Origin of the sequence: Caballeronia sordidicola (genome assembly GCF_001544455.2) — a bacterium.
Classification (GTDB): Bacteria; Pseudomonadota; Gammaproteobacteria; order Burkholderiales; family Burkholderiaceae; genus Caballeronia; species Caballeronia sordidicola.
Genome location: NZ_FCOC02000018.1, coordinates 81,972 through 106,777, shown reverse-complemented (window position 1 = coordinate 106,777; position 24,806 = coordinate 81,972). Strand labels below are relative to the sequence as shown.

Below are 24,806 nucleotides of genomic sequence, written 5' to 3'. Positions count from 1 at the left end.
GGCTTTAAAGCGACTTCAGGGCGAGGCGCTATCGGCCAGCAGTTGCGCGCGCACCTCGGCAAGCACCTGCGGATGCCACGCGATCGCATCGTGCACCACCGGCACCTCGCGTGACTCGCGCAGCTGCGCCCCTACATCACGCCAGCGTGCCGCATCGTCGGCCGCCGGACGCGCCGTGTCGTGTGCAGCCCACCAACACGACAGTGGCACGCGGGGAGCACGCGGCCAGTGCGCGCGCAACGCCAGCGCCGCATTGGCCTGCGCAAGCGCCGCCGTTTCGAGCAGCGCGGTCGAATGCGCCGTCGCGGCTTCTGTACCCTGTCCGCGCTCCACCTCGTCGCCGGTTTGCGCGAGCCAGTCGGGCACGCGCGCGGCCAGCGTGGCGAGCTCTTCCGGATCGGCCGCGTCGCGCCAGCGCGTCGGCGCGTCCAACGACAAAGCAGATGCCTCGGCGTGAATCGAACTGTCGAGCAGCCCGACGAACGCGACCGTCTCGCCGTCTTCTTCCAGCAGGCACGCCGTTTCCACCGCAAGCATGCCGCCAAACGACCAGCCCAGCAGCGCATACGGCCCGGCGGGCTGCACAGCGCGGATCGCATCGTGATAATCGCGAGCAAGCGCGCCCAGACCGCCGAAATGCCATGCGGCATCGACATAAGCGGGATACTCGATGCCGATCACCTCGGCTTCGCCGTCCAGAGTCTTTGCGAGTGCTCGATAGCCCGCCACCAGCCCGTAACCCGGATGGATCGCGAACAGCGTGTGCGACGCGCCGCCCGAATTCAGGCGCACGAAGTTTCGCGGGAGCATCAGTTCTGCGGATTGTGTCGATCGCGTTGCATGCGGCTGCGCATCGAGCGCCGCCGCCAGATCCTCCAACACCGGATGCGCGAACAGCGCACCGATCGCCACGCCCTCGAAGCCCGCCGTGCGTGCCAGCTCTGCCACACGAAGCGTCGACAGCGAATCGCCGCCGAGTTCGAAAAAGTGCGAGCGCAAGCCAATCGACTCGACGCCCAGCACGCGTTGCCAGATCGCCACGAGTCGCTGCTGCGTCGACGTGTGTGGCGCGATAGGCGTCTGCTCGCTGGCCACGCCTTCCTGCTGCACATCGGCGGCGCACAACAGCGCCGCGCGGTCGAGCTTGCCGTTCGACGTCAGAGGCAAAGCCGCGACGCGCGTGAAACTAGCGGGCACCATGTACGCAGGCAACGCCGCGCCCAAATGGGTGCGCAACGTCGCGCGCCAGTCGCCTTGAACTTCAGCCTGAACTGCAGCAGGAGCGTCAAACACGACCCACGCCACCAGCCGTTGCGAGCCATCCGGGCCTTCTACCGCGAGCACCGCAGCATCGCGCACATCAACATGATCGAGCAAACATGTGCGAATCTCGCCAGTCTCGATCCGATGGCCGCGAATCTTCACCTGGAAGTCGTTGCGGCCGACATAGTCAATCTCGCCGTCCGCGTCATGAATCGCCAGGTCGCCCGAGCGATACAGACGTCCGCCCGGCGCGCCGAACGGATCCGGCACGAAGCACTCTGCGGTGAGTGCGGGACGACCCAGATAGCCGCGCGCAAGACCCGCGCCGCTCACGCACAATTCGCCCGCCGCGCCTTCCGGCACTGCATACAGATCCGAATCCAGCACGTGCAACTCCAGGTCGTCGAGCGGCACGCCGATCACGCTGCGCGACGTATTGCCGTGAACCGCAGCCAGATCCGCATCCTCGAGCACACGCAACGTTACGTGGACGGTCGTTTCGGTGATGCCATACATGTTGACGAGCGCAGGCCGCTCGCCGTGCACCGAACGCGCCCGCCGCGCTGCCGCCCAGCCCGCCAGCGCGCGCGGCTCCAGTTTTTCGCCGCCGAAAATCACCACTCGCAGGCGAGCAAAACCGTCTGCGCGCGCCTCATCGACGCGCATCAGCGGCGCGAATGCCGACGGCGTCTGGTTCAGCACGCTCACGCCCTGCGCGTCAAGCCAGCCGTGCAGCGCCTCGATATCGCGCGTGAGCGCCGCCGGCGCGACTGCCAAGCGCGCACCGTGCGTCAGCGCGCCGAAGATTTCCCACACCGAAAAATCGAACGCGTAGGAATGGCACATCGACCAGACGTCGTCGGGGCTGAACGCGAAGGTGTCGCCGCACGCATCGAACAGGCGCGCCGCGCTGCGCTGCGAGATGCCGACGCCCTTCGGCTGTCCCGTCGATCCCGAGGTGTAAATCACGTACGCGAGCTGATCGGGCAAGACGCGCGACATGCGCGAGCGCCACGACGCGCCGGCGGGTGGCAACGAGTCCATCGCGCCAGCGTCGTGCAGCACAAAAGCCCTCGCCGTCTGCAGAGGCGCGAGCGCCGCAGCGCCCGCCGCATCGACGAGCACACAGGCAATGCCCGCATCGTCGAGCAGATACGCGAGGCGCTCGCGCGGATACGCCGGATCGAGCGGCACGTAGGCTGCACCGGCCTTCAACACGCCGACAAGCGCCGCGATCAGCGCTGCCGAACGCTCGAACGCCACGCCGATGCGCACCTCTCGCGTCACGCCCCGCGCGAGCAGATGCGCGGCCACACGATCCGACCAGACGTCGAGCTGCGCATAGGTGAGCGCAGCATCGTCGGCTACCACGGCGAGCGCGTCGGGGCGCTGCGCCGCTTGCGCCGAGAAACGCTCGACCAGCGAGCGGAACCCGTGCTCGCGCGGTGTGGCCTGAAGATGTGCATCGTCATCACGCACGGTGCGCTCGACACGCAGATCGCCGACACGCTGCGTGGCCGGATCAGCCAGTTGCGCGAGCAATCTCGCATACTGCGAGGCTAGCCGCTCGAGCGTCGCAGTATCGAGTTGCGCCGCGTCAGCGCTCCAGTTGATCGACAGCACATCACCCGGCGACACTGCGAGTGTCAGCGCGTAATGCGTGCGCTCCAGCGTCTCGGACGCGCTCACTTCGAGGCCTGTGTCGCCTTCGCGCAGACCCGCATCGATCGGATAGTTTTCGAACACCACGAGCGTATCGAACAGCGCGGCTGCCTCCTGGCCGCGCTCCGCCGCCGCCCAGCGCTGCAAGTCGCGCAGAGGTGTGTGCTCGTGCTGGCGCAACTCGGCATTGTGCTGTTGCAGGCGCACGAGCCACGCGTCGAGCGATTCGCCCGCGCGTAATTCGACCCACACCGGCAAACTGTTGATGAACAGCCCGAGCATGCCGGCGATGCCCGCCAGTTCTGGCGGCCGTCCCGAAACCGTCACGCCGAACGCCACGCGCGAACGGTTCGCGTGACGCGAGATCAGTGCGGCCCATGCAGCCTGCATCAAGGTGTTGAGCGTCACGCGATGCCGCGCCGCCGCTGCGCGCAACGCCTCGCTCAAACTTGCGCTTAAGGGCTGCTCAAGCCGATGCACGCCCATCGCTACGCACGTACCCGTGCGCAGCGACGGCATCAGTAGCGCGACCTCGTCGAGACCGTCGAGCTGTGGACGCCACCACGCATCGGCGACGGGCTGGCTCGCGCGCCAGCGCACGTAATCGCGATACGGCGTCGCGGCAGGCAGCGCCGCCACCGTCTCGCCGATCTCGCGGCGATAACCGTGAATCACCTCGCCCATCAGCTGTGCGGCGCTCCAACCGTCGAGCAGTGCGTGATGGTCGGTCCAGACCAGGTCGTGCGTGCCATCGGCTCGCGCGAACAGGTTCAGGCGCATCAGCGGCGCGCGGCGAAGATCAAACGGCGTCGCCAGATCGTTGGCGCGCCATTGCACGAGCGCCTGCTCATACGCGTCGTGATCGAGCGCGCGCCAGTCATGCAGCGCGATGGGCATGTCCGCACGCTGATGCACGACCTGTAGCGCCTCGCCGCCATGACGCCATTCGAAGTGCGTACGCAGAATCGCGTGACGCTCGAGCACGGCGCGCCACGCAGCGGCCAGCGCGTCGCGGTTGAGATCGCCGCGCAACGAAAGACGCTTCTGGTTCATGTAGACGCCGCCCGCCTGCAACAGGCTGTGGAAAAGCAAACCCTGTTGCAGCGGCGTGGCCGGATAAATGTCCTCGATCTCGCCAAGCGCCAGCGCCAGCGCGTCGAGCTGTGCCGCATCGAGGCCAGCGAGCGGGAAATCCTCAGCGGTCGCGCTGGACGGCGCGCGCTCGCAATGCGCGACGAGCGTGCGCAAGGCGTCTTCGAAGGCTTGCGCGAGCGTCGCGACGGTCTCGGCACCAATCAGATCGGGGCTGTAACGCCAGCCGATTTCGAGCGCGCCGTCTTCCACCGCGCCGTTCAGATCGAGCACATACTTGAGACGCGAAGTCGCGGCCATCGGTGCACCGGTCGATTCGCCCGCAAAGCCGAAGCGGCTTGCGCGTTCCAACACCTGATCGGTCTGACCGAGATAGTTGAAGCCGATACGCGGCACCGGCAACGCAGCCAGCACCTCGCGCACGCTTGCATCGTCACTGCCGTGCGCGAGCATGCCCCAGTGCAGTCCTTTGTGCTCAATGGCGCGCAGACGCGATTTCGCGGCGCGCAGCGCGCGTTCACTCAGTGCCTCGTCATCCATATCATCTATGTGCGGCGCGTCGATCCACACCGGGAAGCGCGTCGTGAACCAGCCGATCGTGCGGCTCAGATCGAGTTGCGCATCGATTTCCTCGCGGCCGTGACCTTCGAGCGCGATCAGCGCGCCTGCCGCGCCGCTCCACTGTGCAATCGTCCGTGCCAGCGCCGCGAGCAGCACGTCGTCCACGCCTAGGCGATACGCGCGCGCCGGTTCGCGCAGCAACGACTGCGTAAGCGCGCGGTCAAGGCGCAGCGTGTGCAAGCGGCTCGCGGCCAGCGTGGTGTCCCCATGCGCGGCGTCGCGCGCGACCGGCAGCGACGCGCTCGCACCTGCCAGCGCCGCCTGCCATTTCGCGGCTTCGGCCTGCACGGGCAAATCGCGCGCATACCGCGCCGCGCGCTCGACCCACACGCTCCACGGCAGCGGCGCCGCCAGCGCCGCGTCGGCCACCTTGCCGTCGCCATGTGTGGCGGAGGCGTACAGCGACTCGAATTCGTCGAGCAGCACGCGCCACGACACGCCGTCCACCACTGCGTGGTGAATCACCACGAAGAAACGGCCCTCACGCTCGCCAGTGCGCAACCACGCCGCACGCATCAGTGGCCCGGCTCGCAGATCAAGGCTGCGATGCAGGCGCTCGCCCTCGCGTTCGAGCGCCGCGCGCCAGTCGGCTTCGCCGCGCAGATCGAGGCATTCGACGAAGGCGGTATCGGCAGAAGCGAAAACCTCGCCAACAGGCAACACGCGCTGACGCCACGCGCCGTCGGCATCGACGAAAAAGCGCACACGCAACGCGTCGTGACGCGCGATCAGGACGCGAACGGCGGCGTCGAGCGCGGCGGCGTCGAGCGTGCCTTCGACACTCAGCAGCGCGCCCTGATTCCAGTGCGATTCGCCATGCGGATAGCGCGCGAAGAAGTCAGCCTGGATCGGCGTGAGCGGCAGCGGCCCATGACGCTCGGCGAGATGCTGCACGCCTTCCGCACCTTCGCTGACCGCCACGGCCAGCGCCGCGAGACGCGCGACCGTCGGCTGCTCGAACAATTGGCGCGGCGTGATGCGCCAGCCCGCCTGCGCGGCGCGCGCGACGATCTGCAGACTCAGGATCGAATCGCCGCCAATTTCGAAGAAATTGTCGTGCACCCCGATCGCCTCGCGGCCCAGCACGCGTTGCCAGATCGCCAGCAGGGCGGACTCGCGCTCGTTGGTGGGCGCCGCAATCGCGTGATCGCCGGGCGCGGCATGAGCGGCGGCGTCGGGATCGGGTAGTGCGCGGCGGTCGACCTTACCATTCTGCATGAGCGGCAGCGCGTCGAGCATGACGAACGCGCCCGGCACCATATGCTCAGGAAGGCGCGCGGCCAGTGCGGCGCGCAGTGCGGGCACCGTGACGATGGCCGCATCGCCGCTGAAATAGCAGACGAGCCGCTTGTGCGCGCCCTCGCCCCGCAGTTCGACCACGGCATCGCGCACACCCACCTGCTCGCGCGCGGCGGCTTCAATTTCGCCCGGTTCGATGCGGAAGCCGCGCAGCTTGACCTGCTGGTCGAGTCGGCCGAGGAAGTCGATGCGGCCGTCGGCGCGCGCTCGGCACAGATCACCAGAGCGGTACATACGCGCGCCCGGCGCGCCTTGAGGATCAGGCACAAAGCGCTCGGCGGTCAGGCCCGGACGGCCCAGATAACCGCGCGCCATCGTCAGGCCGCCGATGCACAGCTCGCCCAGACCAAGCGCCGGCACGTCGTTGCCCGCATCGTCGATCACGCGTGCGGTGCGCGACGGATACGGCTCGCCGATCGACACCACGGCGGCATGCACATCGGCGTCGGTCGTGCGGCGATGCAGGCAGGCGACCGTCGTTTCGGTCGGCCCGTAGAGATTGTCGAGTGCGACATCGGCGAGCGGCCCGTCGCGCCATTGCGCAAGCGCATCGCCCGGTAGCGCCTCGCCGCCGACCGTGATCTGCCGCAGACGCGCGAGGTCCGCGCGCGCGGGCGGCGTGCGCAGCCATTGCTGCCAGTACGCGGTGGGAATGCGCGCGAAGCTGACCTGCTCACCGACCAGCGCGCGGCTCATGCCCGCGAGATCCCACATGTCCGGGCCTCGCATCACCACGCGGCCGCCTTGCATCAGCGACGGCAGCAGTTCGTGCAGAGCGACATCGAAATTGATGGTCGACGATTGCAGTTGCGTGTCGCTCGATGCAATACCGTATGCCTCGATGAAATCGGCCAGATGCTCGGCGAGCGCCGCGTGAGAAATGGCGACACCCTTGGGCTTGCCCGTCGAACCCGAGGTGTAGATCGCGTAGGCCAGTTGCTCGGGCAGCAGTTGCGCGGGCACTTCGAACCGCGTTTCGCTTGTATCGGCAGCATCCACGTCAGCGATGGCTGCGCCCATTGCATCGAGCAGAACCTGTTCGCAATCGTGCAGTACGTCGCGCAGTTGCGCGGCGCTGGCCGGATCGGCGACCACGCGGCGCACGCCGGCATCGCCAAGCATGTAAGCGAGGCGGTCCGCGGGATAGGTGGGATCGAGCGGCACGAAAGCCGCGCCCGACTTCATGATGCCGATCAGACCGACGGCCAGCGCCGGTGAGCGCGCAACGCACAGGCCCACGCGCTCCTCGCGCAGATCGCCATGCGTAGCCGTGGCGCACAGCAGCGCCGCCACGCGATCCGAGCGCGTGCGCAAATCGCCATAACGCAAATTCGCACCTTCGCAGGTAATCGCGACGGTGTCGGGCTGCGTCAGCGCCTGTTCGTCGATAGCGACAAACGGCGGCGTGAAATGGCGCGCGCGCGGCTCGACCCGCGCGAGCGTGGCGCGCGCAAGCGCAATATCGCCGATCCGCAGGCGTTCGTCGGCGAGCACCTGGTCGAGCAGCTCGACGTAATGCGCCGCGAGCCGCGCGACGGTCGCCTCGTCGAACACGTCGGTCGCGTAGTTGAACGAGAGCGCGAGCGCGTCGGGCGCATCGCTGGCGTTGAGCGTGAGGTCGAAACGCGCCGTCGATTCGGCGGCGTCCACATTGGCGAGCGCGAGGCCCGGCAAGGTCGGTGCGCCGCGCTCGCGCTTCGCGTAGTTGAACATCGCCTGGAACAGCGGCGTGTGGCGCAGACTGCGTTGCGGATGCAGCGCATCGACCACCTGCGCGAACGGCACGTCTTGGTGCGCCTGCGCGTCGATCACGCTGGCGCGCACGGCATCGATCACTTCGGCGAAACGCTCGCAGCCGCGCAATTGCGCGCGGATCACCAGCGTGTTGACGAAACAACCGACCAGCGCATGCGTGTCGCCGTGTTCGCGCCCGGCCACCGGCACGCCCACACGGATGTCGTGCTGGCCGCTATAGCGTTGCAGCAACACGTGCCACGCGGCGAGCAGCACCATGAACGGCGTCGCGCCGTGACGTCCGGCGAGCGCCGCAACACGCGCGTTGAGCGCAGCATCGGCTTCAATGCGCCAGACCGCTCCCGCTCCGCCGCGCGCCTCGTTGCGCGGACGATCGAACGGCAGTTCGAGCACCGGATGATCGTCGCCGAGTGCGGCGCGCCAGTAATCAAGCTGATGCGCGAGCACGGCGGTATCGGTGTGCTGAGCGTGCCAGTGGGCGTAATCGCCGAAAGCGAGCGCGAGCGGTGCGAGGGTCTGACCTTGCGCACCTGGCTTCTGCGCATGAGTCTCCGCATAAAGCACCGAAAAATCCGCAAGTACGATGTCCTGCGACCAGCGATCCGACACGATGTGATGCATCGAGAAATGCAGCACATGGCGCTGCACGCCGAGGCGCAGCACAGTCACGCGCAGCACCGGGCCGCGCAACAAATCGAACGGCTGCGAGCCCAATACCGCAAGAGTTTCGAAGCAAGCGGCATCGCTCGCGCCTTCGAGGTCGACGACTTGCCATGTGTGCGCCGCGTCGAAGCTTTGCAGCGCGACCCCATCCACTTCCTCGATATGCATGCGCAGGCTTTCGTGGCGCGCCACCAGTGAGTCAAGCGCGCGGCGCGCCGCGTCGAGATCGAACACCCCCTCCAGCTTCACTGCACCGTTGATGGTGTACGCGGCACTAGCCGGATCGAGCTTCCACAGGAACCACAGGCGCTGCTGCGCGGGCGTCAGCGGCACGCGTGCAAGACCGGCGGGACGGCGCGCGATAGCCGTGGTTTCGCGGCGGTCATGCGCTTCGGCCAGCGCCGGTGCCGCGGACGTGACGGCACTGTTCGCCATAATCGCTGCCACGAAATCCTTCAGCACTGGCTGCGTGAACAGCGTCGGCAACGCCACCGCACGGCCGAGCACTTCGCGCGCACGAGCCACCACGCGCATCGCCAGCAGCGAATGGCCACCAAGCAGGAAGAAGTGATCGTCGCGGCCCACACGCGGGACGTCGAGCACGTCCTGCCAGATCTGCGCGATGGCGCGCTCGTCGCCGCCGAGCGGTTCGACATGCGCCGCCGATACACCTTGCCATTGCGGCTGCGGCAGCGCACGGCGGTCGAGTTTGCCATTCGAGGTTAGCGGCAGCGCGTCGAGTGCGATAAAGGTCGACGGCACCATATGTGGCGGCAGACGCGTGTCGAGCCAGCGCTTGAGTTCCCCGGCGAGCACGGTGTCGTGATCGGCTTGATCAGCGGGATCGGCGTCATTGGCGCCGTCGGCGGCCGCGCGCGCCACCACATACGCGACCAGACTCATCGTGCCGCTGGCGTCGGGTCGCGCCAGCACGGCGGCCTCGCGCACGCCCGGTGCGCCCAGCAGCGCCGCCTCGATTTCGCCCAGCTCGATGCGGTAGCCGCGCACCTTGACCTGAAAGTCGTTGCGGCCGATGTATTCCGGCTCGCCGCCTGGCAGACGCCGCGCGAGATCGCCCGATTTGTACATGCGGCGGCCCGGCAGCCCGAACGGATCGGGCACGAAGCGTGCCGCCGTTAAACCCGGCGCGTGCAGATAGCCGCGCGCGAGACCAGCACCGCCGACATGCAGCTCGCCTGCCGCGCCTTCGACGACCGGGCGCAGATCGTCATCGAGAATCGGCAGTGAAAGATCGGGAATCGGCACGCCAATCACGCTGCGCGGCGACTCGCCGCTCGTGTCGGCGAGCGTGAGCGGGCGGTAGCTCGCGTGCACCGTGGTCTCGGTGATGCCGTACATGTTGACGACGCGCGGCGCGGCGGCGCCCGCGCGCGCGAGCCAGGCGTGCAGGCTCGCGGGTTCTAGTTTTTCGCCAGCGAAGATGACCGTGCGCAGCGTGCGCAGCGGCGCGTCGCTATCGAGATCGACGTGCATCAAAGGCATGAACGCCGAAGGCGTCTGGTTCAGCACCGTCACGCCTGCTGCGGCCAACAGCCGGTGGCACGCCGCTGGATCGCGCGCAGTCCAGTACGGCACGATCACGAGCCGCCCGCCGTGGCCGAGGCAACCGAACAGCTCCCACACCGACACGTCGAACGCGTAGGCGTGGAACAGCGGCCAGACATCCTGCGCGCCGAAGCCGTACCACGCATCGGTGGCCGCAAACAGGCGCGCGGCGTTGGCGTGCGTGATCGCCACGCCCTTGGGACGCCCCGTCGAGCCCGACGTATAGATCACGTAAGCGAGTTGCTCCGGATGCAGCGCGAGCGTCGGCGCAACGTCGTTCGCCGACGCACTCGCGTTTTCCAGCTCGTCCGCCAGCGACTGCTCGCAATCGCCGAGCAAATCGGCCCATTGCTGCGCGCTCGCGGCATCGGCGACAACGCGGCGCACGCGCGAATGTTCGAGCATGTAAGCGAGACGCTCGCGCGGATAGGTCGGGTCGAGCGGCACATAGGCCGCGCCGGCCTTGAGAATACCGAGCACGCCCGCGACCAGCGCCGCCGAGCGTTCGATGCACAGGCCCACGCACTCGTCTGCGCGGACGCCCATAGCCAGCAAGCGATGCGCGATGCGGTTCGACCACCGTTCGAGCGCCGCATAGCTATAGGTCTTGTCGCCGTCGCTGACGGCAATGGCATCGGGATACGCCTGCGCCTGCGCGGCGATGCGCGAGATCACGGATTCGAACATGAACTGGCGTTCGGGCATCGCACCGAAGGCTTGCGTGGACGGCAGCGCGAGATCGCGCAGCAGGCAATCGCCGTACGCACAGAGTTGCGTGAGCAGTTCGTCGAAGTGCGCGTGCAGGCGTTCCAGGGTGGCGCGTTCGAAGCGGGCGGAATCGGCGGACCAGCGTACGCCGATACGCGCGTCAGGCAGGATTGCGAGCGTAAGCGGCACATGCGTGCGCTCGAACGCCGCCGTCTGTTCGATGGCGATGCCGTGAGCGCCGTGGCGCAAGGCGGCATCGGCGGGATAGTTCTCGAACACAAGCAGCGAGTCGAACAGACCATCGCCGCTGCGGGCCGTCCATTGCTGGATGCGCGACAACGGCGTGTGCTCGTACTGACGCAGCGCACCATTGTGCTGCTGCAGCGCTTCGAGCCACGCCGACAGACGCGCGTCACCCGGCACATCGATCCACACCGGCAGGCTGTTGATGAACAGGCCGAGCATGTTTTCGACCTGCGCCAGATGCGCCGGTCGCCCCGAAACCGTCACGCCGAACGCCGCCTGCGACCGGTTACCGTAACGCGCAAGCAGCAGCGCCCACGCGCCTTGCAGCACCGTGTTCAGCGTCACGCGATGACGGCGCGCAGTATCGCGCAGCGCTTCGCTTAGCTCGGCGTCGAGCCGGAATTCGAGTGGCGCATCATCGGCATGCGCTGTTTCAAGCGCACGGCCCGTGTTCAGACCAAGCGCTTCGAGCAGCGTTGCCGGTTCATCGATACGCTCACCCTGCTCGCGCCACCACGCTTCGCCTTCGTCCTGCTGCAGACGCCATTGCACGTAATCCCGATACGGCGGTGCGACGCTCTGCGGTTCGCGCCGCGCGCGCAAGGCCTCGTACGCATCGGCAACTTCGCGCATCAACTGCGCGCTGCTCCAGCCGTCGAGCAGAACGTGGTGATCGGTCCACACCAGATCGTGTACGCCGTCCGCACGCGCAAATAGCGCAATGCGCAGCAGCGGCGCGCGTTCAACATCGAAGCCGCGTTGCAGGTCCTCGCGCATCCACTGCTGCAACTGCGCTTCGTATACCTGCGATTCAAGCGCCGTCCAGTCAAGTTCCACAAAAGGCAGATCGACGTCGCGCAGCACGATCTGCAGCGCATCGCCACCATGGCGCGTCTCGAACTGTGTGCGCAAAATCGCGTGCGTTGCAACGACATGCGCCCACGCGCCGCGCAACGAAGCGCGATCCAGATCACCGCGCAAGGTCAGCCGGCGCTGGTTCACATACAGCCCGCTGCCGCTTTCCAGCGCGCTATGGAACAGCAGACCCTGCTGCACCGGCGTGGCCGGATAAATATCTTCCAGATTCGCCAGATCGAGATCCAGCGCTTCAAACGCGCCCTGCTGCAAGCCGCTCAGCGGGAAATCCGCTGCCGTCAGCTCGGGTTGCGCCTGCGACGCATGCTCGATCAACTGCGCCAGGCTGCGCTCGAAATCCTCGCACAACGTCTGCGCGCGCGCGTCGCCCACGATCTCCGGCACATAGCGCAAGTTCACGTCGAGCACGCCGTTGGCGACGCGCGCCACCACAGAAAGCGCTTCGTCCACCGTAGCATCCGCCGCGATCGATTCCCCCGCCGATTCCGTCGCGAAGCCAAACGGCCCGCGCCCGTCGAGTCCCGCATCGAACTGGCCGAGATAGTTGAAGCCGATGCGCGGCTGTGGCAACGCACCGAGCGCGCGCTGCGTGGCGTCGTCACCATAGGCATTGAGCAAGCCCCAGTTCAGGCCGTTGCGCGGCACGGCGCGGCGGCGCGTTTTCGCGTCGATCAACGCGGCGCGCGCCTCATCGTACGCCTCGATCCACAGCGGCCAGCGCGTCGTGAACCAGCCTACCGTGCGACTCAGATCGACGGCATCGTCAGCCTGATCACCCAGCACTTCGCGGCCGTGTCCTTCGAGCGCGAGCAGCACGCCGCCCGTCGCGCACGCGGAGTGCATCGCCCGTGCGAAGGCCGCGAGCAAGACTTCTTCGGTATTAGTGCGCCAAGCCTTCGGCGCGTCGAACAGCAGCGCACGCGTGCGATGGACGTCGAGTGCGAAGTGCAGCGTACGCGTTTCTGCATGGCGCGTGTGCGTCACATTCGAAAAATCGAATATTCTCGATGTCGAATCCTTCACCTTTCCTGCTTCGCCGATCGCGTCGATCCACCACGCCGCTTCAGCTTGAACCGCCGCACCGCGCGCATACACTTGAACGCTCGGCACCCATGCACTCCACGGCGTGCTGGCGGCGAGCGCGATCGTGCGGCCTTCGCCGGCTTGCGCGTACGCCGTCTGCAAATCGTCGAGCAACACGCGCCAAGACACGCCATCCACAGCGAGGTGATGAATCGCAACGAGCAAACGCCCTTCGCCGCGCAAACAAAAATAACCGGCCCGCACGAGCGGCCCGTTCGTGATGTCGAGTGAAGTCTGTAATTGCGTGCCTGCGCGTTCAAGCTTTGCGCGCCACGCGTCGTCATCGGCGGAATACTCGCGCCAGTCGAATATCTCAAGTGCACATGTCTGAGCGTCGCTCACCTGCTGATACCAGACACCGTCGCGCTGCGCAAAACGCAGCCGCAACGCATCGTGCGCGCCAACAATCGCGTCGAGCGCCGCGCGTAGTGCGGCTTCATCAAGTTCGCCTTCCACACGCAGCAAGGCCACCTGATTCCAGTGGTTTTCGCCTTGCGGAAACTGTGCGAAGAACGTCCGCTGGATCGGCGTAAGGTCGAGTGGATCATGCGTGACGGCGAGCTCCGCCTGCGCCGCGGTGGCCTGCGCCACACGCGCGAGCCGCGCCACGGTCGGATGCTCGAACACCTGACGTGCGCTGATCAGCAGCCCCGCCTGACGCGCGCGCGCGACGATCTGCAGGCTCAGGATCGAGTCGCCGCCCGCTTCGAAGAAATGATCGGTCACGCCGATATCGTCGCGGCCCAGCACCGCGCGCCAGATCGCGAGCAGACGCCGTTCGACGTCGTTGGTCGCTTCGACGCGCGCGAGCGTAAGCGTGGGTTCGGGCAGCGCAGCGCGATCGACCTTGCCATTGGCCATAAGCGGCAGCGCGTCGAGCTGCACGATCGCCTGCGGCACCATGTAATCAGGCAGCGCCGCTTCGAGCCAGGCGCGCAGCGCGACTTCGTCGACGCGTCCCGTCACATAACCGACGAGCCGCTTGCCTCCGCCCTCGCCGCGCAACGTCACGAGTGCCTCGCGCACCCCAGGATGCGCGCGCAGCACTGCTTCGATTTCGGCGGGTTCAATGCGGAAGCCGCGCAGCTTCAACTGCTGGTCGGCGCGGCCCGCGAAATCGACGCGGCCGTCGCGCCGCATGCGCACGAGGTCGCCGGTGCGATAGAGCCGAGAACCCGGTGCGCCGTATTGATCGGGCACGAAGCTCGTTGCCGTCGCCGTCGCCGCGCCGAGATAGCCGCGCGCCAGCACCTCGCCGCCGATACACAGCTCACCGAGCGCGCCCAGCGGTACGGCGTTGCCGTCTTCGTCAAGCACCGCGATGCGGCGACCCGCGTAGGCGTGGCCAAGCGTGACGACGCTTTCGCGCGCGTCGTCGGCATGGGTCGTGCGATGAAGCGACGAAATCACCGCTTCGGTCGGCCCGTACTGATTATCGAAACGCACTGTGCCGAACGCGCTCGCTTTCCAGCGGCGCAGACCGTCTCCCGGTAGCGCCTCACCGCCCGTCGAAATCCAGTTCAGCGAGGGTAGCGGTTGTGTTGGCAACTGGTTTAGCCATTGCAGCCAGTATGCGGTCGGCAGATCCGCACCCGTTATGCGTTCGCGTTCGAGCACGGCGTTAAGCGTATCGATGTCCCACATCACGTCACCGCGCATCACGACCGTCGCGCCCACAACCAGCGGCGCGAGCAGTTGTTCCGTCGCGACATCGAAACTCAGCGTCGAAAACTGCAGGATGCGCGCGTCGGCATCCAGCGCATAGGCGGCACAAAACGCGCGCAGATGCGCGGCCAGCGCGCCGTGCGGCACACCTACCTGCTTCGGCTCACCAGTCGAACCCGACGTAAAGATCGCATATGCGAGCTGTTGTGGATCGAGCGGTTTGCGCGACGCGAACGCTTGTGGCATGGCGCTTTCGTCCGTGATTTCATCTGCGCTTTCGAGCGCGTCAACCAGCACCGTAGGTAGCACGACCGGCAACGCGCCGAAGCGCTCGCCGAAACGCGCGAGACATGCATCGTCGGTGACGATGGCGGTGGCACCCGCACGCGCGAGCATTGCCGCGATGCGCTCTTCCGGATAATCGGGATCGACCGGCACATACGCGCCGCCAGCCTTCAGAATGCCGAGCAGCCCCGCCACCAGCGCGGGCGAGCGGCGCGCGCACAGCACCACGCGGCGGTCCGTGAGATCGCCGTGACGCGCGAGCGCGTCAGCCACGCGCGACGACCACGCGTCGAGTTGAGCGTAGCTCAGTGTCTGCCCCTCGCAGACCAGCGCTGCATGCGCGCCACGCGCTGCGGCTTGTCCCACAAACAGATCGACGACGTTAGCGCCTGCATCGACAGCACGATCAGCGTCGTGGTCAGTATGAATGGAAACGTACGCGCGCAACGCCAGATCGCGCAGCCGCGTCGGCGCCTGCACACTTTCGAGCAGCGCAACGTAGTCGTCGAGCAGCACGTCGATGGTCGGCGCATCGAACAGCTCGGCGGCGTAATCGATCTGCGCTTCGAGCGCCTCGTGCGTATCGACCACATGCAGCATGAGGTCGAACTTGGCCTCGCCGGTGTCGGCGTCGAGCGCCGCGAGCGTGAGTCCCGGCAGTTTCAGCGCGCCCGCCTGCGTTTCCAGCGCGTAGCTGAACATCGACTGAAACAGCGGCGTGTGCGCGAGACTGCGCGGCGGCTGCAAAGCATCGACGATGCGCGCGAACGGCACGTCCTGATGCGCCTGCGCGTCGATCACGCGCTGCGCGACCTGCTGCACCAATGCGCCGAAGCTGTCACCGCCCGAGAGCGTCGCACGAATCACCAGCGTGTTGACGAAAAAGCCGACCACGCCTTCGGTCTCGAGCCTATCGCGCCCCGCCGTCGGTGTGCCGATGCGAATATCGCGCTGCCCCGTATAGCGGTACAGCAGCGCATCCCAGGCGGCCAGCAACGTCGCGTGCAACGTCACGCCGAGCTCGCGCGAAAGCGCCGCCACGCGCGCACGCGTTTGCGCGCTAAGCAGGTGGCTCACGCGCGCGCCCGGCGTCGTGTCGAATCCGCGGCGCACGCGGTCCACCGGCAGTTCGAGCAGCGGATGCGTATCGCTGAGCGTCTCACGCCACCAGTCGAGCTGCGCGTCGAGCGCCGCACCATCGAGCCATTCGCGCTGCCACAGCGCATAGTCGGTGTAATCGATGCTGAGCGCATCGAGCGTCGCCGATGCACCATAAGCATCGGCTTGCCCCACGCGATATAGTATGCCAAGTTCGCGCTGCAGGATTGCCTGTGACCAGCCATCGGAAACGATGTGATGAAGCGCGAGGTGCAACACGTGTTCGTGCGCACTCACGCGTAACAGCGTCACATTGAAAAGCGGCCCGCGTTCGAGATCGAACGGTGCACGCGACAGCGCCTGCAAGGTGGCTTCGACCGCTACGGTCTGAGCGCTTGCGACTTCGGCTTCGGCCTGGGCTTCGTGCCAGCCGTAAGCGGGTTCGTCTGGCGTGCTCGCGCGCTGCCACGCCACGCCGTCGGTTTCGCCGAAACGCGTGCGCAGGCTCGCATGGCGCGCCACCAGTGCGTCGACCGCAGCGCGCAGCCGCGCGACATCGAGTTCGCCACTTAGGCGCAGCGCGCCCACCATGTTGTAGGCTGCACCGTGCGGGTCAAGCTTCCACAGAAACCACAGACGCTCCTGCGCATGCGAGAGCGGTTGTCGCTCGCCGCGCTCGCGTAGCGGCACGATCGGCAGATCGGACCGGTCATGGCCGCCTTCGGTGAAGCGCTGACGGAACGCAGCGCGCCGCTCCGCCGTAAGTTCTGCGTAGCGGCGAGAAACGGCGAGCATGTCCTGGGCAATATCGTTCATCTTCTGGATCCGGTGGCTGATACGACGGGTCGCGCCCATCAGTCGAGTGTTTCGAAAAGGTCGTTGAGCGCGTCCACACGCGCGGTGCGGCGGGCCTGCGCCGAAGCGGTGTTTGCGCTGGCGTCTGCATCGACGGCAGGCGCGTCGAGCGCGGCAGCGACACGTTCGATCGTGCGATGGCGCAGCACATCGGCGAGCGCGACCTTGCGGCCGAGCCGCGCCGTGAGCCGCGTGGCGATGCGCACCGCGAGCAGCGAATGGCCGCCCAGTTCGAGGAAATCATCGCGCACGCCGAACGGCGCGAGTGGATTTTCGCCCGCATCGGCTTCGAGCACTTCGCGCCAGACGTCGAGCACGAGCGCTTCCGTCGGCGTGCGCGGCGCGAGCGGCGCGGCGCGGTGCGCCGTCGCGCCGGCTGTCGCGGCCAGGCGCACGAGAGCGACGCGGTCGAGCTTGCCGTTGCGCGTGAGCGGCAACGCCGTGACGCGCACGAACGCGGCTGGCACCAAATGCGCGCTCACGCGCGCCGACAGCCACTCGCGCAGCACCGGCCAGGGCGTTTCGGGGACATCCGCGATATCTGCGTGCAGCACCGCGCAGACGACGAGGCGCGCGTCGGCGTCCGCGCCTGAGTGCTCGACCACCACGGCGGCGTCGGCGATCCACGGATGCGCGAGCAGTTGCGCCCGTACTTCGGCCGGCTCGACGCGGAAGCCACGAATCTTGACCTGATCGTCAATTCGGCCCGCGAAGGCGAACACGCCGCTTGCGTCGCGGCGCATGCGGTCGCCACTGCGATAGGCACGTGCACCCGGCGCGCCGTGCGGATCGGGCACGAAGCGTTCAGCGGTCTGCCCGGGACGGCCCAGATAACCGAGCGCCAGCGCCGGGCCGCCAATCAGCAATTCGCCCGCGCAACCTTCGGGCGTCGGCTCGCCGAAGCGGTCCACGAGCTGCACGCGCGCATGGGCCAGCGGCGCGCCCAGCGGCAGATCATCGTGCACTGCTACGTTTAACGCACTCGACACGTTCGATGCCTCGTGCGCGAGCACGCCGACGGTCGTTTCGGTCGGGCCATAGTGATTGAGGAGCGTGAAGCCGTCGTGGGTGCGCGTGAGCACGCGCAGTTGCGCCACCAGCGCGCGCTGCGCCGCCTCGCCGCCGAGTACGAGGCAGCGGCGCGGCAACACGTCAGTGGCCGCGCCACGCATCAGCGCACTGAGGTGACTCGGCACGATCTTGAGCACGTCGATGCGGTGCTGCGTCATATAGGCGGCGAACGCGTCGGGATCGGTCGCGCGCGCGTCGTCGATCATGTGTAGCGTCCACCCGGCCCACAGTGCGCCCAGCAGTGTGGTGTGGCCGAGATCGGCCGCGGGCGTCGAGACATACGCCGCGCTCGCAACCGACTGCGGCATACGCGCGAGAATCGCCTCGACATACGCCGTCATCGCGCCGTGGCCGACCACGACGCCCTTCGGCACGCCGGTCGAACCCGATGTGTAGATCACGTAGGCCGGACGCGCCCGATGCGGCTGTGCGGCATCGGCAGGGAAACTGCGCGGCACGTCGTCGTCGGGCGTCGAGGCGTCGAGACGGATCACATCGGACGTACGCGGCACATCAGCCTCGCCTTGCGGCGGCGTGGCGGTGATCAGATGCCGTGCTCCGCTGTCGTCGAGCTGGGCGCGCAACCGCGCGGACGGCGCAGCCACGTCGAGTGGCAGATAGACGCCTCCCGCACGCCACACGGCGACGAGCGCAACAGCAAGATCGAGCGAACGCGGCAGCGCGACAGCAACCGGCGCATCAGCGCGCAGGCCTGCATCGATGAGCCGGTGCGCAAGCGTGCCCGCGCGATTCCACAGAGCGCGCCAGCTGAGCGCATGGCCTTCGCAGACGATCGCGGTGGCGTCGCCGCGAGTCCGCGCATGCTCGCCGATACGGGCAAGCAGCACGCCTTCGCCTGCGCGCGCTTCGCCGCTTGCTGTCGGCGCGACATCGAGCGTAAGCGTGCGCAGCAGCGGATCGCCTTGTTGCTGCGTCAGACGGCCGAGCAGTCCTGCGAAATGTTCATGCAGACGGTCGACGCGTGCGGCGTCGATACGCGTCGCGTCGTACTTCCAGATTAGCGTGGTTTCGCGCTCGGGTAGCACGACGAGCGTGAGCGGATAATGCGCGCGCCCCGCCGACTCGATCGCGTCGAGCGTGAGGCCGGTGCCTTGCAAGGCGGCATCGACGGGATAGTTCTCGAACACAAGCAGCGAGTCGAACAGACCATCGCCGCTGCGGGCCGTCCATTGCTGGATGCGCGACAACGGCGTGTGCTCGTACTGACGCAGCGCACCATTGTGCTGCTGCAGCGCTTCGAGCCACGCCGACAGACGCGCGTCACCCGGCACATCGATCCACACCGGCAGGCTGTTGATGAACAGGCCGAGCATGTTTTCGACCTGCGCCAGATGCGCCGGTCGCCCCGAAACCGTCACGCCGAACGCCGCCTGCGACCGGTTACCGTAACGCGCAAGCAGCAGCGCCCACGCGCCTTGCAGCACCGTGTTCAGCGTCACGCGATGACGGCGCGCAGTATCGCGCAGCGCTTCGCTTAGCTCGGCGTCGAGCCGGAATTCGAGTGGCGCATCATCGGCATGCGCTGTTTCAAGCGCACGGCCCGTGTTCAGACCAAGCGCTTCGAGCAGCGTTGCCGGTTCATCGATACGCTCACCCTGCTCGCGCCACCACGCTTCGCCTTCGTCCTGCTGCAGACGCCATTGCACGTAATCCCGATACGGCGGTGCGACGCTCTGCGGTTCGCGCCGCGCGCGCAAGGCCTCGTACGCATCGGCAACTTCGCGCATCAACTGCGCGCTGCTCCAGCCGTCGAGCAGAACGTGGTGATCGTTCCACACCAGATCGAGGACGCCGTCCGCACGCGCAAATATCTCAATGCGCAGCAGCGGCGCGCGTTCAACATCGAAGCCGCGTTGCAGGTCCTCGCGCATCCACTGCTGCAACTGCGCTTCGTATACCTGCGATTCAAGCGCCGTCCAGTCAAGTTCCACAAAAGGCAGATCGACGTCGCGCAGCACGATCTGCAGCGCATCGCCACCATGGCGCGTCTCGAACTGTGTGCGCAAAATCGCGTGCGTTGCAACGACATGCGCCCACGCGCCGCGCAACGAAGCGCGATCCAGATCACCGCGCAAGGTCAGCCGGCGCTGGTTCACATACAGCCCGCTGCCGCTTTCCAGCGCGCTATGGAACAGCAGACCCTGCTGCACCGGCGTGGCCGGATAAATATCTTCCAGATTCGCCAGATCGAGATCCAGCGCTTCAAACGCGCCCTGCTGCAAGCCGCTCAGCGGGAAATCCGCTGCCGTCAGCTCGGGTTGCGCCTGCGACGCATGCTCGATCAACTGCGCCAGGCTGCGCTCGAAACGCGCCTTGAGCGCCTGTGTCGCAGCTTCGGCTTGAGGTTCGCAACGCCAGGTCACGCTCAGCTTCCCGCCGACAACGCGCGCATTGACGTCGAGCGCAAACGCCAGCCGCGCCGCATGATCGGTCAGTTCGCCCGCACTTTCGGTCGCAAGCGCGAAGCCGTCGCCCGCGCCGTTCGGTGCACCGATTCGCTCATCGAAGCGTCCCAGATAGTTAAAGCTCACGCACGGCGCAGGCAGATCCATGAGCGCGGCACGCACGGCCTCGTCGCTGCTGTGTTCGAGCAGACCCCAATGGGTACCCTGGTGCGGCACCGCGCGGCGACGCGCCTTCACGTCGATAAGCGCGCGGCGCAAGTCCGGCTGCGCATCGAGCCAGAACGGAAAACGCGCCGTGAACCAGCCGACCGCGCGGCTCAGATCGACGCTGCCCTCGCCCGCCGTCTCGCGGCCGTGACTTTCGAGCGAGAGCAGCACGCCGCGCTCGTCGATGGCATGCGCGAGCGCTGCCAGCAAGGTTTCCTCGACGTTGTTGCGGTACGCCGCGCCCGCGCGTTCGAGCAGCGTGCGTGTGAGATCCGCATCGAACGCCGATTCCAGCACGCGCGCCGAACCGACCGTTGCTGCGTTGGCACCGATCGCATCGATGCCGTGCAGCGAAGCGCACGCACCGGTTAGCGAAGCGCGCCACCAGGCGGCCTCGCGCTTCACGTCGTCGCGTTGCGCGCGCTGCGTCAGGCTGTGTGCCCAAGCGCTCCACGCCATGCCCGCGGCGAGGGATATCGCCGCGCCACTGCGCACCTGGGCATAAGCGTGCTGAAAATCGTCGAGCAGCACGCGCCACGACACGCCGTCCACCGCGAGGTGATGAATCGCCAGCAGCAACCGGTCGCCTTGCGGACGACGGAACCACGCGGCGCGCAGCAACGGACCGCGTTCGATATCGAGCGAGCGCTGCACGCGCGTCGCGGCCTGTTCGAGTGCGGCATCGGCGTCGGAGGACGGCGCGCCGGTGCGCCAGTCGAACACGTCGAGCGGGCACGCTTCGCAAGCGCCCACCTGCTGACGCCAGCCGTCGGCATGACACGCGAATCGCAGACGCAGCGCCTCATGCGCTCCCACCATCGCGTCGAGCGCGGCGCGCAGGGCGGTTTCGTCGAGCGTCGGTGGTACGGTCAACAAAACCGCTTGATTCCAGTGATGCTGCGCTTGCGGGAACCGCGCGAAGAAACTGCGCTGGATCGGCGTGAGGTCGAATGGCACGTGCGCGGATGACGCAGCCGCCAGCTGCTGTGCCGACGCCGAAGCCGAAGCCGTCGCAGCCAGCGCGGCGAGGCGCTCGATCACCGGATGATCGAACATCTGCTTGGGCGTGAAGCGCAGTCCGGCGCGGCGCGCCTGGGCGATCACCTGCAGACTCAGGATCGAATCGCCGCCGATCTCCAAGAAATGATCGGTGACGCCGATATCGTCGCGACGCAGCACGCGCTGCCAGACCGCCAGCAAGGTCGCTTCGGCATCGTTGCGCGGCGCGACCGTGGTGCGCGTAGCGACGACGTTCGCCTCGGCAACTCCAGACGAGCACCCATCGGCGTTAGGCTGCGCCAGCGCGAGCAGCGCGGCGCGGTCAAGCTTGCCGTTCGGCGTGACGGGCAGCCGTGCGAGCACGGTCACGCTCGCAGGCACCATATGCGCGGGCAATTGCGCGGCCAATGCGGCCTGTAGCGCGCGCGCGTCGAGCGCCGCGCCGTCGTTCAACGCACATGCGAACGCACGCAGTTGCAGCGCGCCCTGCGAATCGGCCTGCGTAAGCACAACGGCTTCCGCCACGCCCACGAGCGCGCGCAGGCACGCGGCAATTTCGGCGGGTTCGACGCGATAGCCGCGCACCTTCACCTGCTGGTCGAGACGGCCTTCGAACACCAGTGCGCCATCCGCGCGGCGATGCGCACGGTCGCCGGTGCGATAGAGCCGCGCACCCGGTGCGCCATGTGGATCGGGCACGAAGCGCTCGGCGCTCGCGCCTGGTTGGCCACGGTAGCCGCGTGCGAGCGTCGCGCCACCCACGCAAAGTTCGCCGCTGGCACCGGGCATGGCGGCGTTGCCATCGGCGTCGAGCAGATAGACGCGCGCGCCGTCCAGCGCATGGCCGAGCGGCGGGGTCCCGGATGTGTCGTCGCTCAGGCGGTACGTCAGCACGCCGACTGTGGTTTCGGTTGGGCCATAGTGGTTGAGCACGGCACATGCGGGCGCGAGTTCGGCCACGCGCGCGAGCAGCGCCGAGCCCGCGCTTTCACCGCCCAGCACAAGCGCGCGGCGCGGCAAAGTGCGCGCGGCGTCGGTAGCATGCAGCAGACCGGCGAGATGGCCCGGCACGATCTTGAGCGCGTCGATGTCATGACGCGCCATTGCGGCGGCGAAGCGGTCGGGATCGCGCACATCGGAATCGTCGAACAGATGCAGACGCCAGCCCGCTGCCAGCGCACCGAACAGCATCGTGTGCCCGAGATCGGCCGCCGGCGTCGAGACATAGGCCGCGCTCGCGATGCCGTCGGGCAGGCGGCGCAGCACGGCGTTAGCGTAGGTCGAGAGCGCGCCGTGCGAGACCGTGACACCCTTCGGCTCGCCCGTCGATCCCGAAGTGTAGATCGTGTAGGCGGCCTGATCGGGCAGCGGCGCGTCGTCGGCCAATCCTTCGCGATGTGCGGCGTCGGAATCCGCATCGGCACATGCGTCGAACACAACGATTTCACAGTTCGCCTGCGCGGCAAGCGGCGCAAGCCGTTGCGCTTCGCTGGCGTCGCAGATCAGGCAGCGCGCGCCGCTATGGCGCAGTTGCCAGGCGAGGCGCGCGTCGGGCGTAGCCAGATCGAGCGGCACATAGACTGCGCCCGCGCGCCAGCAGCCGAGCACGCTCGCAACCAGTGTGACGCAGCGCGGCAAGGCGACCGCGACCGGCGTTTCCGCGCGTATGCTGTACATGCGCAGACGTTGCGCAAGCGCACCCGCACTGGTCCAGAGCTGCCCCCAGGTGAGCGCGCATGAACCACCGTCGTCGCCCTCTTCGCCTGCCTCGACACACGCGATCGCGCCACACTGTGCGGCATCGGCTGCGCGTGCCGCGACGACGGCAAGCAGCGACTCGAAAGCCTCCGCGCTTGACGATTCGCAGGTAACGGACGCATCAACCTCGGCGAGCGAAAAATCACCCAGACGTACCTGCGGCCGCGCCGCGAACACTTTCAGCACGGCGAACAGCGTTTCGCCTAGTCGCTTCACGTCGCGATGCGCGAAGTGCGCGCGCCGATACGCCAGCACGAGGCGCAGCGTCTCGCCGGGCACGGCAATCAGGCTCAGCGGATAGTGATTGCGTCCGCTGCCCAGCACGGCGCCGCAGGCTTGCGCTTCCGCGTCGATTTCTGTTTCGACTTCCGAATCGGCATCGGGCGGCTCGTTTTCATCAGCGAGACGGCGAATCGCCAGGCCGTCGGCGCGCGCCAGCGTATCCAGTTGCTGAGGAAAGTTCTCGAACACGACGATGCTGTCGAACAGCGTGGCGTCGGCGTTGATGCCAGCGCGGCCGCGCAGCGTCGCGAGCGGCACGTGTTCGAACGGCCGCAGATCGAGATTGGCCTGCTGCACCTGCTCGAGCCACTCGCCGATCGATGCTTGCGGCGGCACGCGCAGCGCGAGCGGCAGTGTGTTCACGAACATGCCAGCCATGCGCGAAACACCGGGCAGATCGGCAGGCCTCCCTGACACCGTCACGCCGAAGCACACCTCGCGTGTAAGCGCATGACGCGACAGCAACCACGCCCACGCGGCCTGCAACAGCGTGTTCAGCGTGACGCGGCGCTCGCGCGCGAAGCGTTCAAGCGCCGCGCTGTGGCCTGCATCGAGCACGATGGTCTGTTCGGCGCATTCGGCACGCGCGGAGCCTTGCTCCGATGCGCGATCAGGCGAGCGTGCCTGTGAACGTGCGGGCAACGGCGTCGGCCAGGCGTCGTGCGCAAGCAGCGGCGCGAAGGCCGTGCGGAACGCCGCATCGTCGAGCGACTGCTTCTGCAACCATTCGACATAACGATAAAACGGCGGCTCGGGGGCTTGCACAGCATGTGCTGCGTCGCCTCCACGATGCTGGTCGTACGCCTCGATGCAAGCGGCCAGCACCGTGGCGAGGCTCCAACCGTCAAGCTGGACGTGATGTAACCGCCACACCAGCCAGTGACGCGCCTCGCCAACACGAATCAGCCGCAGGTCGAGATTCGCCGCGCGCTCGAAATTGAAGCCGCGCGCATGCGCCGCGCGCCATTCATCGGCAAGACGGCGGCGTTGCGACGCAGTGTCGAGTTCGCGCCAATCCTCGGCGACAAACGCAGCAGCCTCGTCATCGGCGGCGTTGCGATACACCACCTGCACCGGCGACTTCAGTCCGTTCCAGCGGAAATCGGTGCGCAGGATCGCGTGCTTCGCCACCACATCGCACCACGCGCGCCGCAGCGCGGCGACGTCGAGCGGACCCTCGAATTCCAGCGCTTTCTGCGTGTGATACGGATCGGTGCCCCCGCGCAGTGCGTGCGCGAGCATGCCCGCCTGGATATCGGTGAGCGCAACGATTTTTTCGATATTGTCTTTTCGGCGAAACGTCATGACGCGAACTCCGCAGCGGTA

2 protein-coding genes are annotated in these 24,806 nt (G+C 67.3%); both read right to left on the bottom strand.

Going from position 1 to position 24,806, the window contains the following annotated elements; all coding sequences use genetic code 11:
* Positions 1-15: 15 nt before the first annotated feature.
* On the bottom strand, positions 16-16,698 hold the full coding sequence (locus tag AWB64_RS23575) for a non-ribosomal peptide synthetase (RefSeq protein WP_167353941.1): 16,683 nt from the start codon (positions 16,696-16,698) through the stop codon (positions 16-18).
* A gap of 38 nt (positions 16,699-16,736) precedes the next feature.
* Positions 16,737-24,785, bottom strand: coding sequence for a non-ribosomal peptide synthetase (locus AWB64_RS23570; protein WP_060857860.1), 8,049 nt, complete (start codon positions 24,783-24,785; stop codon positions 16,737-16,739).
* Positions 24,786-24,806: the final 21 nt, after the last annotated feature.

Bases quoted from the DNA above. Each gene is read 5' to 3' on its own strand.
- AWB64_RS23575 (WP_167353941.1), bottom strand. From the start codon at position 16,698: ATGAACGATATTGCCCAGGACATGCTCGCCGTTTCTCGCCGCTACGCA.
- AWB64_RS23570 (WP_060857860.1), bottom strand. From the start codon at position 24,785: ATGACGTTTCGCCGAAAAGACAATATCGAAAAAATCGTTGCGCTCACC.